Origin of the sequence: Schleiferilactobacillus perolens DSM 12744, from assembly GCF_001435585.1 — a bacterium.
Taxonomy (GTDB): Bacteria; Bacillota; Bacilli; order Lactobacillales; family Lactobacillaceae; genus Schleiferilactobacillus; species Schleiferilactobacillus perolens.
Window position 1 is genome coordinate 1 of the sequence record NZ_AZEC01000018.1, and the last position, 16,159, is coordinate 16,159.

The following is a 16,159-nucleotide window of genomic DNA, read 5'->3' on the forward strand; positions in this document are numbered from 1 at the left end:
TCTAACAATTATGGGGCACTTCATTGGAAGATCTTTTTTGGTGTGCTTTTGGCACTGCTGATCATCGTGGTGACTGTGGTTGGCGTGGCTTGGGCCAAGTATGGCGGTCAGGTGAAGCAGGCGGTGACGGATGGATATACGATTGCGGCCACCGTGAAGAAGGAGGACTTTGCCCCGAAGCAGCCGACGGTGGTGAAGGATCGAAATGGTCAGGTGATTCGGACGCTGTCGCCCAATCAGCCGATTTATTTGGCGTATAAGGATATCAATCCGGGGATCGTCAAAGGGTTGGTGGCTGTGGAGGATCGCCGCTTTTATCAGCATCATGGGGTCGATCCCTATGCCGTGCTGCGTTCTGTATTCAGCTACGCCCGGGGTCGCCAGATTCAGGGCGGGTCCACTTTGACCCAGCAGTTGGTAAAGAACGATGTACTCCAGGACCAGAGCCAGTCACCGATGCGGAAGATTCGGGAAATGGTGATTGCCCAGGAGATCGAGAAGCGATTTACCAAGCAGAATATTCTGGAGTTCTATCTTAACGATACTTACTTTGGTCATGGTCAATTTGGAATCGGCAGTGCAGCCAAGTTTTATTTTAATAAGGATCAAAAACAACTGACACCAGCGGAAATCGCTCTGTTAGTGGGAATTCCTAATAATCCCACATTGTATGATCCGTTAGCCAATGCCACCGGTGCCCGTAATCGGCGCAATACGGTCCTGTATGTGTGGGAGCAGCAGGGACTGATTGGTAAAAAAGTATTCGATCAAGAATCGACCAAACCATTGGGCCTGAATATTACCAACACCAATCAAAACGCCAATATTACAGATAATTATGCCGTGTCTTATGCGTTGACCAATGCCACGGAGGCGTTGATGTCGGCCAGTGGGTTTACTTTTCAGTATGGTTTCAAGGATGCCAAGGCGCAACAAAATTACAATGCGCAATATAATAATCTGTATCAGCAAGACTATGCTCAGATTTTGAATGGCGGCTACGTGATCAATACCACCATTGACATGGGGATTCAGCAAAAGGTGGAGCAATTGGCCAACCAGTTGTATGCACCATACACTGCTAAAGATAGTCAGGGCCGGCTGCAGCCGCAATTGGCCAGTACCGTGGTGGATAATCAGACCGGTGACGTGATCGCCATTCTGGGGGGCCGCTCGACCCAAAACGACCAAGTCAATCGGGCCTTGTCTGCCCGGCCGTTTGGGTCCACAGCCAAGCCGATCGTGGCCTATGCCGAAGCGTTCAGTCGCGGTTATACGCCCATGAGCAACGTGGTGGACCGGGCGGTCACTAACGTCAACGGCCAGCCTTTGCAAAACTACTATGCCGGCTACCGGGGCAATATGACTGTTCGCCATGCCCTGGAGGATTCCGTGAATACGGTGGCCTATCAATTGGCCGCTCAGGATACTCAGAAGTCGTATTATGAGAAACTGGGGCAAATGCAGTTTTCCGCCATCACCCCGGCGGATCTGGCCAATGGTCCGGCAATGGCCTTGGGCAGTTTCCGGACCAATACCACTGAAATGGCAGGGGCTTATGCCACCTTTGCCCGCGGCGGCGAGTTCATTGCGCCCAGTAACTTGACGACCCTTTATGACAGCTACAATCGCCGGACTGTTTTCCAGAATGGACATGAAAAGAAGAGTGTCTTTTCGGCCAATGCCAGTTATATGATGATCAATACCATGCAAGGCGTCTTGAAGAATGGCCTGGGCAAGGCCGCCGCCTTGAACAATTATCCGTATACAGCGGGTAAAACGGGGACGACAGATAATTATCACGACATCAGTTTTGTCGGTCAAACACCGCGTTTCACCATCGCCAACTGGACGGGTTATGATACGAACAATAGCGGCAACAACGGTGAATTGACTGAATCGATGCAGATGCTGCCGATGCAGCTGTTTAAGTCTGAGGGCGAGTACTTGGTGGGGGCATTGAAGGAAGCCAAGACGGACTTCCCAATGCCCATTACGATCAAGAAAGTGGCCAATAACAACTTGGCAGCCTTACCGGAAAAGAAGAAGAAAACGGCCAATGACCGGATTGATGAAACACTGACGGCCTTAGCCAACCAGCGCAAACAGGCCAATGCAGCCCGGTTAGCCGACTTGGACTATCGGTTGATCTATCACCTTTCTAAAGCGGAAGAAATGCGGCGCGAGAAGGCCGTGACGAGCGCTGTCAACAGTTTTGCCAACCAGGGCGACCTGCCTAGCTTGAAGAAATACGATACCTATTTGCGCCAAATTCAGGATATTCGGTATAAGAATCAAAAAGTCCGCCGGCAATCCATCAAACGGGATTTTGACAACCAAATCAACCGGCTCGTGCAGAATTTGAACTTCCAGCAGGCCATGTTGCAAGAAGCGGATCAGGATGCCCAATTGGCCAAGTTTAATCAGCAAAAGGCCGCCATTGAGCAGCAGCGGGAAGCGGAGCGGCAATCGAAACTGGCCGATTTGCAGAACCAATATGATAGCCAACTGGCGGCGGTGCGCCAGGCCTATGCAACGAATGCCAGTGACAAGGAAACCCAGCGGCAGAAGCTGATATCGATTATGAATGAGATTCGAGCCTATGGTGGTAGTGCGCCGGATGTTAATTTGAATATTCCGGCTAGCAGTAGTAGTTCGTCGAGTAGTAGTGCCAGCAGCAGTAGTCATTAATATTGTGTCACGTGAAACACGCCCGATCCAGCCAGTCCTGATCAAGCGTGCTTTTTGGTTACTTTTGCCGGACTGATTGTTTTCCGAACGAAATATGATATGGTGATGGTGTGAGCAATCCGTCAATGGGAGGGAGATTCACGTGAAAAAATCAGTCGTATTATGGAGCATGGTCGCACTCAGCTTTATTGGTCTGGCAAGTGGCTGTCAGCCTCAGAATGATGCGTCCTCTGCGTCGAAGCAGAGCAGCTCATCAGTGGCGAAAAAGAAAAAAGAAGCGGTCCAACCGGCTTATCAAGAATTGGCCGATAAGAATCGGACCGCTTTAGCCGACAAGTATAAACAAGCGCCTCAAGTGACCTATGTGACTAATGAAGATGTTGTCTACTGGTTAGCGCCGACCATTAAAGAAATTATGAAGGACAGCACTGCCGATGATAATAAATCTTTCATCCAAGGCTATGTGACGGATTGGGAACAAGTCAATGACGCACAATTTAGTCCCACGACCAACCTTAAAGTGCGCGTGCAGAAAGTGCTTGCGGGTGACACCCAACTGACGGACAAAACGATTACGGTAAACTATACGGGTGGTTATGTACCATACAGCACCTATGACGCGATTACTGGCAAAGTCAATAAATTTGAATCCATCACGGATAAAAAAGGCGAGAACATTTCTCCGGAAACAACAGTATTGGCACAGTACAATGATTTGCCGACACCGAGCATTGGGACGACTGTGGTGATGCCGATTCACAATTACCAGTATAAGAAAGCATCGGCAGAATACCAGGATATGGTTAAAAAGGCCGGTCTTGATCAGACTTACTCAGTTATTTCAGAAATTTACACCACTTGGATGCTCAATCCGAAAACTGGGAAGCTGACAAACAATAATGCTGTCGTGACTGATAAGAAAGAAAACAGCGCTGATGTGGCAAAGGCCAACGCAATCAAGGTCCAAGCGGAATTGGAAAAGAAACTGGCCGAGGATAAATCATCGGATTCGTAGGTTTCGATTTTCTCTGCGGTTGAAGATGTGTGCACTGTTCCACGTGAAACGCCCCGTCGAGTGGTTATTCGGCGGGGCGTTTTTTCAATTCTTGAAATTAATACAACGAAGCCACATAAGGTTTCATGGCATTCACGACAGTATCGCTACCCGCGTCTTCCATCATCGCGACCATCAAATACGAATTGTTATCCGCATCCAAAGCCATGAGAAAACCGTTCGTCGGACCGTTGGTGTCCTGGGTGGCTTTCAATTCCGCCGTGCCTGTTTTGGCTGCAATGGTGTGGCCGCTGATTTGCAGGCTGTGCGCAGTACCGGCGGGATCGGAGACGACTTGCGTCAAGGCTGTTTTCACAGCGGCAGCGCTGTTTTCTTTCAGGACGGTTGTTTGCCCAGCTGTTTTGCTGAGCAGCAGGGTGGGCAACTGCATCTTCCCGCCATCGGCGATGGCGGAGTAGGCGACGGCTTGTTGCACCGGTGATAGCAGCAGTTGTCCCTGCCCGTAAGCTGTATCGGCCAGCAAGACTTCCCGGGATAACTTGCCGTCATTGGAGATTTGCGCTTTGGTCATGGTCAGTGGCAGATCGTCCTTTTGATTGACAAAAGGGGTCACGCCCTTCAAGAAGGCGGCACTGCCCATCTGCAGGGCGGTTTGGGCAAACCAGATGTTGTCGGAGTGAACCAGGGCCTGGGTCATATTTTCGGTGGCCACATTTTCCACTCGGGTGACTTGATAACTGCCCCAGGAGGAATCTTTTCGCCACTTGAGGCCAGCGATGGTGCGAGTGGTGTTCGGCGTGATCGTGCCATTATCTAGGGCGATACCGGCGGTGATCATTTTGAAGGTGGAACCGGGCGCGTAACCTTGGGCGAAGCGACTGACAAAGGGGTGATCGGCATTATTGGCATATTGGTTGTAGTCACTTTGACTAATACCGGCGACAAACTTGTTCGGATCGTAGCTGGGAGAACTCACCAGGGTGAGAATTTGACCGTTTTTCGGGTCCATCGTGACGACAGAACCTTTTTTGCCGTTCAGTTGCTGGTAGGCCTTGACCTGCTTGGCGCGGTCGATGGTCAGTTTGACGTTATGACCATCGGTGGCATCCCGCTGAATCAAGGAGTGCGCTTCAATGCCGTTATTATTGATGGTCAAATCACCGCCGGCCTGGCCTTGTAATTCTTTGTTGTAGTAACGCTCCAGACCGGTCTTGCCGATTTCATCGCCGACTGCCAACTCAGGGTGTTTCTTGAGATCTTCTGCAGTGACTGCGCCGACATAGCCAATTAACTGAGCACTGGCCTCACCGATGGGATAACTGCGCCGGGTAACGGCTTGATAGGCCACACCGGTGAGAGCGGTTTGGTTAGTGACCGTTTTGATGGGGACGAAATTATCGTCCGTGACCCAGGATTGATTCAGTAGCTTCTCTAAATCGGCCACACTGACGCCAAATGTGGTGCTGATCTTGTTCAAGTTATCTGTCCGGGTCTGACCAGTACCTAATTTACCCCGTACCATACCAGCTTCATTGGCCCCGCCGTTTTCAGCTAAAGGGTCACCGTTTCGATCGAGAATTTCCCCGCGCTTTGGGGTAATGCGGGAGAGTTGAACGGTGGATTTGCCAGTCATCTGAGGAAACAGCATGGCCGGTGACCAAACCACGCGCCAGTGGTTATTGACCAACCGGATCGCAGTTTCGTAGTTGGGCATATTAAGTTCACCGAGTGCGGTCTGCATGACGACGTTGAAGTGCAGCCGATAATTGGTATCCGACTTTTTGGTCACAGTCACACCGTTGATTTTGATCTGACTGGCCCCGACGCGGGTGAACACTGCTTCGTTACGGGCAATGACTTGGTTAGGCGTGTACTTGTAATCTTTGCCCGTCAAATGGGTGGTGTCGATGCTTTTTATCATTTGGGTATAGTTTCGTTTTTGGAAGGCACTGGTGTAGGCTTTGGCGGTGGTTTTCACAGCCGCCAGTTCGGCCTGTTGCTGGTGCCAGCGATAATAGAAGAAGCCCCCGCCAGCGATGCCAATCACAGCGATCAGGCCGATGAGACTCATGATGATGGTCTTTTTCTTCATTTGATTTCCCTCTTTTCGTGCATGTGCATAGTGTACCTGACTGAGTGGTGACGTCAAAGAGCGGGAAATGTATCATTCCACTAAATTACGAATCAGCATTTTCGCGACCATACTGGTGACCGCGGTCTTGCAGGCCTATTTGTCGATTGAATTGCGCAATTGTCTCGGGATCATCGTTCCAGATGTCAGGATATTTGATTTCGTGTGGTGTGAATTGAATGGTGCCATCAGATAATTGTTCGGGGTCAAAGACTGAATTTGGTTTCACGCCGAATTCTGACGGAATCGGAATAATGATGGACTTACCTTGTCGCCGTGATCGTACTGTCATCGGGGCACCTTCTTTCAATAGTTAAGCCAATTATGTGATGCATACAAGGCATCGTCAATGGAAAGGGATATATACTTACATCGGGTTCAGTATCATGACCATGCTAAACTCGTTTCCCTTAGTAGCTACTGGGTATGCCCTGGTTTCCTTTGGCAGTGTGTGGTCGCAGGCTAACTTTTTCACGATTATTCAGGCCCAAACACCAGACCAATACAAGGGCATGGTGACGACGGCATCGACGACTTTGACCCGGATCGCCGGGCCGGTGTTGGCGCTGTTGAGCGGTTTTTTGACGAAAATTGATGTGCATATTATTTTCTGGGCGGCGATTGGTTGCATGGTCGGGTCGATTTTGGTCATGGTCAAGAGCGGCTTGTTCAAAATGGTTAAACCGGCCTAACGGGCAAGAACGGTTGTACACTGGCTAAAATAAGTGCAAAATAGTAAAGTTCGGTTTATTTTTCTTTGGTGAAGGGAAATATTAATGGGAGTTTTAAAACGTATCGCTAGCGACCGGGTGCTGCAAATCACCGCTGTGATCGCTTGTTTTAGTCTGTTCCTGGCACGCCCGCGGTTGGCCGATATTCATTTTTCGACACTGTGGTCTGTGCTGGGCATGTTGACGTTGATCCAAGTTTTCGAGTATTTGCATGTGTTGGACATGGCGGCTTATCATTTGACCAGTCATGCCAAGGATAGCCGGCAGTTGACCTGGCTATTCATGGCTTTGGCGTTTTTCAGCGGCATGTTTTTAACCAATGATATTACGGTGCTGACTTTGGTGCCCTTGTATCTGCGGATTGCCCGGAAGCACACCTTGCCCCAGGTGCTGCCAGTGTCTTTGATCGGCATGACTGCGAATTTGGGCAGTGCGGCGACGCCCTTTGGTAATCCGCACAACATCTTTTTAGTATCCCATTTTGTGGTGGCACCGTTAACGTTTTTCCGCTGGTCGATTCCGTTAGCATTGGTGAGCATTCTATTTCTGTTTGCACTGTCGATGTTTGTTCGACCTCATCCAGTGCCCACAATTCCCGTGATGGATATCCGCATTGCACCGCGGCCCTTTATCTTTGCACTAAGTGTGGCATTACTGATCTTTTTGGGCGTATTCAAAATTGTCCCGCCTTATGTGGGAACTATTGCGGCGATCCTGTTGGCGTTGGGTGTTGAACCCCACATCATGGGACATGTTGACTACGCTTTGGTGCTGACGTTTGTCCTATTCTTCATCGTTGTCAGCAATATTTCCCAAGTCAACCTGATTTCCACAGTCTTGAGCAACTTAGAGGGCGACCATTTGTCAGTCTATCTCAGTGCGCTGGGGGTGAGCCAATTCATTAGCAATGTGCCCACGACGATTCTCTTAGCCCGTTTCACGGGCCATGCGCAGGCCCTGATTTATGGGTCGAATCTAGGTGGGTTGGGCACACTGGTGGCGTCTATGGCCAATTTGTTAACCTTCAAACAGTATTGTGCAGAGAGCAACGGCAATCCCCGACGTTTCCTAGTGGGCTTTTTATCAGTGAATAGTTTTGCCCTGGTGGTTATGGGTTCGATCGGTTGGGTGCTACTTAATTTGGTGGTTTAGATCCATGCTTACCAGGTGAAAGCCTCGTAATAAATTTGACCCCGGGGTACGCCATTGGCGGTTAATACTTTAATCCAATGACGGGCCATGCCGGCCGGACCGCCGATCACGACGGCGAGACCGCGGCGTTCAGCGGGTAGTTGATGCAAAATATCATCGTCTGAAAAACGACCGACTTGCCGATATGCGGTAAAGGACGGTCGTTTTTGCCAGGCCGCAAACAATTCGGGATACAGCAGATTGGCCGCAGTGTGCCCGTTGTAGAAAAAAGTGGTTGCTTGGGTCGTTTGTTGCGCAATCAGGGATAGTAACGGAACGACTCCTGTCCCACCGGCAATCACCACTAGCTGTTGGGGCTGCTGCTCGGTGACAAAATTTAAGTAACGACCAAATCCGCCGACCACAGCAACCCGTTGGGGCGGGACAATTTCTGCCAGGCGGCGAGTGAAGTCACCATCACCGCGGATGGCAAAGCGCAGCTGGTGGTGGTCTTGGCGAGGATCATTCACAATGGAAAAAGGGTGGCCCTCACGCATGCCGGGAATATCTGGAAAGGTCAAGAAGACAAAATCGCCGGCTTGCAAGGTGAGACGGTTTCTGGCAGGCAACTGGATCGTGAGTTCCTGCAAATTTGGCGCCAAAGTACGGTTCGCTACCAACTGAGCGGCCGTTTTTGGCTGGATTTTGAACCATAAATAACTGGCCGCCACAAAAATTGAGGCAGTCATGAAAACAATCATAAACGGCGTAATAGCGTGGATGTAAGAAATGAGGAGCACATGGATAAAAATAAATCCAGTGGCCACCAAATTTAGGCGATGCACCCAAATAGTCAGTTCTTGATGAAAGACCTTTTCTAGCCATGTCTTAATCTGCGCCAACACCGGCAGGCGACTGGTCAGCCAGCCGGCTAAAAAGATCAATGAATACAGCATGACAGCCAGAAAAAGATTGAAGGCCCAGTCGCCTAGCCGCTCGGTCCAACCATTCGAAGTTGTCCCAGTTTTATGCAAATAGGCCAATCCAATGGCGGCGATACTGAGAATGCCGTGGAGCATATACATTTCAGGCAGCCCAATTAAGCGATCCAGCCAGCGCGGACGCGTACTCAGGTAGATCGCCGCAAGCATCCAGCTATAGGCGATAGTGCCATACAGGATCGCCAAGCGTTCATCATTATAGATGGCCGGCAAACCGGTGGCGATAGTTTGGATGAAGGGCAGCGGGATGAGAAAAAAGATGCCCAACCAAGCCAGTCCTAAAGCGTAATTATGTCGTTTGAGCATCTCGAATCACTCCGTTCGCAAAGACGTGCAGGCGGTGGTCAGCAGTGACATAGAGGCCGTTCAAGGTATTGTCTTTGATTTGCTGATTGAATTTTTCTTCCCCCGCCGCCAGACCGGCAGTGGCCCAGACATCAGCATCGCTCAAATGGTGGGTCAGAATAGTGACTTGAATCAGGTCACTGGGGCCTTGGTGGACAATGTGCTCACCGCGCTTGCTGGTACCCGAAGTGGCCACGGCGCCGTTGGCAATATCGTAACTGGCAATGAGGGATAGATGGTCACGGGGGTCTTCAATTCCCACCGGCCACTTGAAGTCACCGTCCTCCTGAGCCAGCAATTGCATATCGCCGCCGCCGTTCAAAGAGGCCGCGACAACCCGGTCATCATGGAGCAGCGGGGCTAAGTAATGGCGGGCGGCCCGCTCGATGGCCCAACCCTTGATGTAGCCAGTGGGATCGAAAGGACCGTTGAAGAAAGGATCAAAGGCCCCCGCGGTGTAATGCGCGGCACTCATTGTCGCCGCATAGATCTGTTGAAATTCGGCATCTTGAATCAAAATGCGCTGATTGCCCCGCTGAAATTGGCGGAGTTGGGAATAGGACTTAAATGGGGAGTATTTGTCATCGACCTGCACTAACTCTTGATCAATGGCACTGGCCGCTTTCTTCAACAGCTGCCAGCCCGCCGTGGCATCAGTCACGGCTAAAGTAATCGTAAAGGGAATGTTCATCTGGTGTAGTACCTGATGGACCATAATCGGTTCCGTCATGAACTCGTCTCACTTTCCTGGGCTTGGTTAATCGCGTTTTGGAGAGAATCTTTGAAGCCGTCGCTGGTTTCCGTGGCGCCAGACACCTGTTGAATTTTGGCACTCTGGGCCGCCAGGGCTTCCTTTTGCAAAATGGGCAGTGCCTGCGCGTTAATTCGTTCAGATCGTTGCTCTCCATTGGGAAAGACTACCACATTAATCTTAGAAATCTTGCCACCGGCGACAGTCATTTGTAATTGCACCGGTCCGTGTTCGGTTTCTACCGACTTGCCGGTGTAAGTACCGTCTTTGAACTTGCTGCTGGTGGATGTGCTGCTGCTGGCGCTGTTGGTCGTATGACTACTTGCTGCCGTGGAGTTGGTCGTTGGACTCGTTTGTTTTTTAAAAAAGAGTAAATATGCGTCGATCACCATCGCTAGAGCAATGGCGAGACTCAGTAGAAGGGTGACAATACGCCGATACATGGAAGCCACCTCCGTTTTCTTGATGGCTGTATTATATCGGTTAAATGCGAATTTTTTGTTATTTTTGAGTTAATTGAGAAAGAACGTCCCGCGGACCTGTGGTCGGTTGTGAATGATTGACGGATACTACTCGATAGTATACTATTGAGTAGTATCCAGGAAGGCGGAAAGAAGATTGGCGACACGCTACCAGTTCATTCGATCTCGAAAGTTTCAAGAACACTGGTCAAATCTTGGTTTATCTGATGATGAGTATAAAGATTTAACGACCACATTAACTGATTATTTTCGTAACCCCCCTGCCAACAATTTTGGCCGACCATTTCCGGGGAATGTGATTGAAGGAACAGGTGGTGCAGTCAAGTACCGGTATGCTATCGAAGCGAGTAACGAAGGGAAAAGCAGTAGTTATCGTGTGATTTATCTGATCATTGCGAAGGATGCAGTATACTTTATCGATGTGTATGGTAAGCACACGCAAGAAACACTCAGCCGACGCGATAAGAATGCGATTCGAAAACTTTCTCGGGAGTTACGACAATAGGAGGAAGCAATATGGTCGAAAATACTAAAAAAACAGATATTGAACAGAGTGTAGACCAAATCATTGCGTACCTGCATGGTGACGCGAGTCAGGTTAAAGTGGATACAGTAGTACTCGAGGATCCGCCACAATACACGCCGGATGAGATCAAAAAAATACGGCATAAAGCAGGCGCAACACAACGGGTACTGGCTGAAATGCTGGCGGTTTCTCCCCGTACTGTGGAGGCTTGGGAAGTTGGCCGCACGAATCCGACAGGCAGTGCGCGGCGGTTATTACAACTTGTCGACAAGGATCCTAAGTTGTTACAACCATTGGGTTAATTGCAATCAGTCCAAAGGGTCGTCAATGTTAAGTTCAATCCGAAGATGATGACTGTCCACAAAGACAAACCGGGAGCCATATTGTGGGAAAACACCAATTTCACCATTGTCGTAAACACGGATATAAGCATTGACTTCGTCCCGCAGCTTTGTGGTAAAGAGCAATTCATTGTTATTATCTGCCTGAATGTAGGGAATCGAGCGTGTATCGTAATCGACAGTCACACCTTTGATCGAGAGCGTCTTGTATTGGGGTTTGGCCATTGTTCCAACCGCCTTTCAAATTCTTTTTTCTTGTACGTTGAGTATCAGAACGGAACAGGGGATTCCGCAGGATTGAACACATTATAAGGGACTTTCGCTTAGCAACTCAACACCTGGGAATCAATTGAAAAGTGTTGCCAATTTTGAGTACCTATTGCGCTCGCCGAGCCAAATCACTAACATGAATGGTAAACATTGTTCTCAGAAAGGATTATGACCATGCCGATTACGACCACGACTATTGCCGCTACGAAAGATTCGCTACAGGAAAAACTGGCTGACTACTTACAGGAAAACTACGCCGATAAAAAATTTGCCCGGGTGACCGATCGGGTGGAACAAGTGATTGAACTGCTCAGTGCTAATGGTGTGAAAGCCGAAATTGCAGAGATCATGGGCTATTATCCCGAAGAGAGTGAGATGCAGCTGAACGCCATTCACATCAGCACCACCAACCGCCTCACGTTGGTATTGACCGTGGTGTACCCGGTTTCCACCGGTGATGCGGATGAAACCATCACGTTGCCGCTTACGGTGACGGCACCAGTGGCTGAAACCGAAGCATAACTGAAAATATCAGTATTCTGATTATGACCGCACCGCCATCCCTGATAAGTTTTAGGGCATGGAGGTGCGTTTTTATGACAAGCGAAGCAATTATCCAAACTGATTTTTCGGGGATTGACGGACTGCAGATTGCTGCTAATCCGGTGAATCAAGTCCATGGATTGAGCACACTCATTCAAGCGGCTTATGTGCCTGTCTTGCCTTGGGACGTGTTAAGTGAAAACGGCGACTTGCCTGCGGGAGAACAACGGTCGCTTCCCCAAGTGATTGGGTTAGGCGGCAGTGGCTGGGTGCACCGGGCCAGTATGTTGGCACCGCAAGTGCATGCCGGTCAGAGAGTCTTGGCGCTGACTATCACTGGGAGTGCGGCCACGCAATTCAGTGCACCGGTGCCGTTCTACATTTTTCCCGTACCAGATCAAGTGAGTTTAGCCGCGGCGGCGACATTGGTCGGTGGCGGCGATGAGGCATGGCAATTACTGCATCAAATCCCCGAAGATCCGGCTGTCCGAGTGTTGGTGGCAGGTGCGTCCGGCGGTGTAGGCCTTTATCTTTTACAGCTATTGATGCAACGGCGACAATTTCCAGATGTCATTAGCAGTCCCCGCAGCCAGCAGTGGCTGCAAAGCAGGTTTCCGGAACTGCAAGTGTATACCAGTGACGGTTTGCCGGCGGACGCGCAGTATGATGTCGTCGTTGACTTAGCCAGTCGGACGCAGTTGTTGCAGCAGTTAGAGCCCCATTATTCCCACGGTCAGTTGATCGTTGCCGGACTGCCGGGGTATCAGCCTTTGGATAGTACGATCACTGCCCATTTTGAGAACGGGTTGGTATCGCCAGGTGTCTATCGCCGGTTGTTGGGGATGCTGGCAGAGGGTGTTATCCAGGCGGATATTGATTCGATTTATCCGTATCCGCAAGTCCAGATCGCGCAGAAGCAACTGCATGCCGCACCTTCCCGGGGCAGGATATTGCTGCAGTTTGAAAATGATTTTGATAAATGACAAAAATGACTCTGCCCAATTTTTTGAAGGCAGGGTCATTATTATTTCAAGAAATTGATTCAGACGACCAAGTTGAGTAATAGCACACCGCCCAACCCAACGACTGAAATGATTGATTCCAACAGTGTCCACGTCAACAACGTTTGCTTAATCGTTAAGTCGAAATACTCCCGGAACATCCAGAAACCGGCATCGTTCACGTGGCTGGCGGCTAATGAACCAGCCCCAATGGCCAGGACCATGAGGGCGGGATTAACCCCCGCACTTTGCATCAACGGCAACACTAGCCCGGAAGCGGTCATGGCGGCCACGGTGGCGGAGCCCAGGGCGATTCGCAACACCACCGCAATCAGCCAGCCAAGAATCAGCGGTGAAATATTGCTGCCCATGAAGAGATTCTTCACGGAATCACCCACCCCGCCATCAATCAGGACTTGTTTGAAGGCACCGCCCCCACCGATGACGAGGAGCAGCATGGCGATGGATTTCACGGCTTCTTCCAGTGTGTTCATGATTTGCTTGGACGCAATCCGGCGGTGCCAGCCCATTGCCCACATGGCAAACAGGAGAGAAATGAGCATTGCAATGCTGGGTGCGCCGATAAAGGCAATCACATTATCCATCAGCCCGGGCACTTTGGGGACTTTGCCGCCGTGGACCACGAGTTGATACACCGTGGCGATGGCCATCAGGATGACTGGGAAAAGTGAAGTTAACACAGATAGGCCGAAACTGGGTGTTTCATCCAATTTGAATTTTTTTGGTGTGCCTAAGGCGGAAAGATTACCGCGTCGCTTGAACGCGTCTGGTGCGAGTTTTTTAGCCAGCCGGGTAAACAATGGGCCTGCAATATAAACCGCCGGAATGGCAATGATAATCCCATAGGCCAGGACCATTCCAGCTTGTGCGCCCAAGGCGGTGGCAATTGCGGTCGGCGCTGGATGAGGCGGCAGGAAACCGTGGGTGACGGACAAAGCGGCCGCCATTGGAATTCCCAAGGTCAAAATCGGTACGCCGGCTTCCGCGGCAATGGCGAAGATAATCGGTACCAACAAGACGATTCCAACTTCAAAGAAGAGGGCAATCCCGATGATGAAGGATGCCAGTACCACTGCGATTTGGATACGTTTCTTACCGAATGCATTGATTAAGGTGTGGGCGATGCGGTAGGCACCGCCGGCATCGGCGACTAACCGACCGAGCATCGCACCGAAACCAAAGACCAGCGCCAGTTCCCCTAACTGGCCGCCGATCCCGTTTTGGATACTGGTCGCAATTTTTGCCGGCGGCATGCCTAACCCCAAGGCAACGGCGACGGCGGTGATGATTAATGCGACGTAGGTGTTCATTTTGAATTTGATGATTAACAGGAGCAACAGAGCGATCCCGATCACCAGTACCAATAACTCCATTTATACTCACTCCTCTGGCCGTGCCAATGCTGCGCAAGCTGCGGCTGAATGGCGCTGGAACGTGGTGACGGCGCTTTGAGCCCGCTGAGAAGCGCGGTCTCAAAGTCGCCTAACAGCATATAAACTTGGCCAGGACCGGGCCAAGTTTATTGCTGTTTCCACCACTGAGCGCCATTCAGCCTCCGCTTGCTCCGCATTGGCACTAGTTTTGCGTTCTAACCTCATTGCTTTTCTAATCCTCAGCCGCAATATGCGCGTTCGGGTCCGGGTGGGCGCGTTGGAAGTCGGCGATGGCGGCGTATTCGGTGCCCAGTTCCCGAGTTAGGCGGATCCAGATGGGCAGCAGTTCCCGGTATACCCGGAAGTTATCTGGATTCGGATGATGGGTGCGGGTGACGCCGACCATGTCTTTGACCGCACTCAGGTCATCGATTAAGCCTAAGCTGTCCATACCCAGGACGGCAGCACCCAGGGCAGAACTTTCAAAACTTTCCGGAATGTTGACATCTTGCTCAAAAATGTCGGCCAACATCTGCCGCCACAGCGCACTGCGGGCAAAACCGCCAGTCGCTTGGATGGCCTGTGGTTTGCCGGTGATCCCCTCGATCATCAGCATCACCATGTACAGGTTATAAACGATTCCCTCCAAAGCGGCCCGGACCATGTGGGCGCGGGTATGCTGGCGGGTCAAGCCGAAGAAGCTGCCCCGAGCGTTGGCGTCCCAGATCGGCGCCCGTTCCCCGCCCAGATAGGGATGAAATAATAATCCGTCGGCCCCGGCCGGAATTTTCGCTGCGATATCGGTGAGCAATTCATAGGAATCGATCTGGAGCTGCTCAGCGGTCAGCTTTTCTGGTGCAAAAAGCTGATCCCGGACCCAGCGGAAGACGATCCCGCCGTTATTCACCGGCCCGCCGACTACCCAGCGGTCCTTGGCCAGATAATAGGTAAACAGCCGCCCTTGCGGATCGACTACGGGTTTGTCCGTGACGACCCGCACGGCGCCAGAAGTCCCAATGGTGACGGCCAGTACCCCGGGGTCGATGGCGTTAACGCCCAGATTACTCAGGGTCCCGTCACTAGCACCGATAATGAACGGCGTGTTTGGATCAATCCCGATTACATCGGCGTAAGCGGATTTCATTCCCCTTAGTTGATAGGTGGTATCGACTAATTCTGGTAACTGTGCGCGCTGCACATGGGTCAAGCTGAGTGCCTGCTCGTCCCAGTCCATCGTGTGGATGTTAAACAAGCCAGTGGCATTGGCCAGGGAGTCGTCTTCGACATACCGGCCAAATAGGCGGAACAAGATATAGTCTTTAATACCGACAAAGTGCGTGGTTTGGGCCACCAGATCCGAGTGTTCCGCATTGAGCCAGAGTAATTTCACCATGGGCGACATGGGATGGGTGGGCACGCCAGTGTTTTTAAAAAGGGCCATGCCGAGATCGTTGTCTTTCAACTGTTCGGCATACTTGGCGGCGCGGTTATCGGCCCAGGTAATCACCCGAGTCAGCGGCGCATTATCCTTATCCATCAGAATTAAGCTGTGCATGGCGGCGGAGAAAGAAACTCCCTGCAGTTCACTGGGCCGCACATGGCCCCGCCGTAAGACCTCGGTCAGTCCTGTGATGGTGGCATCAAAAATTTCCGCTGGATCTTCCTCAGCCATATCAGGCGTATCTTGATATAGCGGATACGGATTATTGGCGCTGGCCACTGCCTGTCCGTGAAGATCAAATAAGACGACCTTGGTACTGGTGGTGCCCAGATCGACGCCAATCATATATTGAGTCATATTCATTC

Annotated in this window: 16 protein-coding genes; 8 read left to right on the forward strand and 8 right to left on the reverse strand. The window is 50.9% G+C overall.

From position 1 onward, the window contains the following. Window positions 1–2,691 (forward strand): transglycosylase domain-containing protein (locus FD09_RS13625; RefSeq protein WP_338054236.1); only part of this gene is annotated, 2,691 nt, incomplete at its 5' end. A gap of 142 nt (window positions 2,692–2,833) precedes the next feature. After that, the gene (locus FD09_RS13630; RefSeq protein WP_057822247.1) at window positions 2,834–3,706 is read left to right on the forward strand and encodes a hypothetical protein; all 873 of its coding nucleotides are present in this window, start codon (window positions 2,834–2,836) and stop codon (window positions 3,704–3,706) included. Between the two features lie 97 nt (window positions 3,707–3,803). On the opposite strand, the gene pbp4 is transcribed toward FD09_RS13630, so the two are convergent. After that, window positions 3,804–5,798, reverse strand: coding sequence for a penicillin-binding protein PBP4(5) (gene pbp4 / locus FD09_RS13635; protein ID WP_057822248.1), 1,995 nt, complete (start codon window positions 5,796–5,798; stop codon window positions 3,804–3,806). Window positions 5,799–5,883: 85 nt separating this feature from the next. Beyond that, window positions 5,884–6,129, reverse strand: a complete 246-nt coding sequence (locus FD09_RS13640; protein ID WP_057822249.1) for a hypothetical protein — start codon at window positions 6,127–6,129, stop codon at window positions 5,884–5,886. 37 nt (window positions 6,130–6,166) lie between these two features. On the opposite strand from FD09_RS13640, the gene FD09_RS13645 reads away from it, so the two are divergent. Continuing rightward, window positions 6,167–6,529 carry an MFS transporter gene (locus FD09_RS13645; protein WP_235812300.1) on the forward strand — a complete coding sequence of 121 codons (363 nt, stop codon included), beginning with the start codon at window positions 6,167–6,169 and terminating at the stop codon, window positions 6,527–6,529. Between the two features lie 84 nt (window positions 6,530–6,613). Next, window positions 6,614–7,720 carry an SLC13 family permease gene (locus FD09_RS13650; protein ID WP_057822251.1) on the forward strand — a complete coding sequence of 369 codons (1,107 nt, stop codon included), beginning with the start codon at window positions 6,614–6,616 and terminating at the stop codon, window positions 7,718–7,720. Between the two features lie 8 nt (window positions 7,721–7,728). Here FD09_RS13650 and FD09_RS13655 read toward each other — a convergent pair whose 3' ends face one another. From FD09_RS13655 to FD09_RS13665, 3 genes are read right to left on the reverse strand one after another with little or no spacing between them, the layout of a single operon-like run. After that, entirely contained in the window at window positions 7,729–9,006 is a 1,278-nt protein-coding gene (locus FD09_RS13655) for a ferric reductase-like transmembrane domain-containing protein (RefSeq protein ID WP_057822252.1), read from the reverse strand. Next, complete coding sequence (locus FD09_RS13660; protein WP_057822253.1) at window positions 8,990–9,775, reverse strand: FAD:protein FMN transferase; 786 nt, start codon at window positions 9,773–9,775, stop codon at window positions 8,990–8,992. The genes FD09_RS13655 and FD09_RS13660 overlap by 17 nt, the downstream gene beginning before the upstream one ends. Beyond that, window positions 9,772–10,239, reverse strand: a complete 468-nt coding sequence (locus tag FD09_RS13665) for an FMN-binding protein (protein WP_057822254.1) — start codon at window positions 10,237–10,239, stop codon at window positions 9,772–9,774. Before FD09_RS13665 ends, FD09_RS13660 begins: the two co-directional genes overlap by 4 nt. 175 nt (window positions 10,240–10,414) lie before the next feature. Here FD09_RS13665 and FD09_RS13670 point away from each other — a divergent pair, with 175 nt between their 5' ends. Together FD09_RS13670 and FD09_RS13675 are read left to right on the forward strand one after the other, a co-directional pair. Then, on the forward strand, window positions 10,415–10,783 hold the full coding sequence (locus FD09_RS13670) for a type II toxin-antitoxin system RelE/ParE family toxin (RefSeq protein WP_083487956.1): 369 nt from the start codon (window positions 10,415–10,417) through the stop codon (window positions 10,781–10,783). 11 nt (window positions 10,784–10,794) lie between these two features. After that, on the forward strand, window positions 10,795–11,106 hold the full coding sequence (locus FD09_RS13675; RefSeq protein WP_057822255.1) for a helix-turn-helix domain-containing protein: 312 nt from the start codon (window positions 10,795–10,797) through the stop codon (window positions 11,104–11,106). Between the two features lie 6 nt (window positions 11,107–11,112). Here the strand turns inward: FD09_RS13675 and FD09_RS13680 are convergent, their stop codons facing one another. Then, a complete protein-coding gene (locus FD09_RS13680; RefSeq protein ID WP_057822256.1) occupies window positions 11,113–11,370 on the reverse strand; it encodes a hypothetical protein in 258 nt (85 codons plus the stop codon). Window positions 11,371–11,589: 219 nt separating this feature from the next. On the opposite strand from FD09_RS13680, the gene FD09_RS13685 reads away from it, so the two are divergent. Next, window positions 11,590–11,937 (forward strand): hypothetical protein, encoded by a 348-nt coding sequence (locus FD09_RS13685; RefSeq protein ID WP_057822257.1) that lies wholly within the window; start codon window positions 11,590–11,592, stop codon window positions 11,935–11,937. Window positions 11,938–12,011: 74 nt separating this feature from the next. Continuing rightward, window positions 12,012–12,941: an MDR/zinc-dependent alcohol dehydrogenase-like family protein gene (locus tag FD09_RS13690; protein ID WP_057822258.1), complete on the forward strand. Its 930-nt coding sequence runs from the start codon at window positions 12,012–12,014 to the stop codon at window positions 12,939–12,941. 59 nt (window positions 12,942–13,000) lie between these two features. Here the strand turns inward: FD09_RS13690 and FD09_RS13695 are convergent, their stop codons facing one another. Together FD09_RS13695 and gntK are read right to left on the reverse strand one after the other, a co-directional pair. Beyond that, window positions 13,001–14,353, reverse strand: coding sequence for a gluconate:H+ symporter (locus FD09_RS13695; RefSeq protein WP_057822259.1), 1,353 nt, complete (start codon window positions 14,351–14,353; stop codon window positions 13,001–13,003). A 232-nt stretch (window positions 14,354–14,585) separates the two neighbouring features. Then, window positions 14,586–16,157, reverse strand: coding sequence for a gluconokinase (gntK, locus tag FD09_RS16400; RefSeq protein ID WP_420806865.1), 1,572 nt, complete (start codon window positions 16,155–16,157; stop codon window positions 14,586–14,588). Window positions 16,158–16,159: the final 2 nt, after the last annotated feature.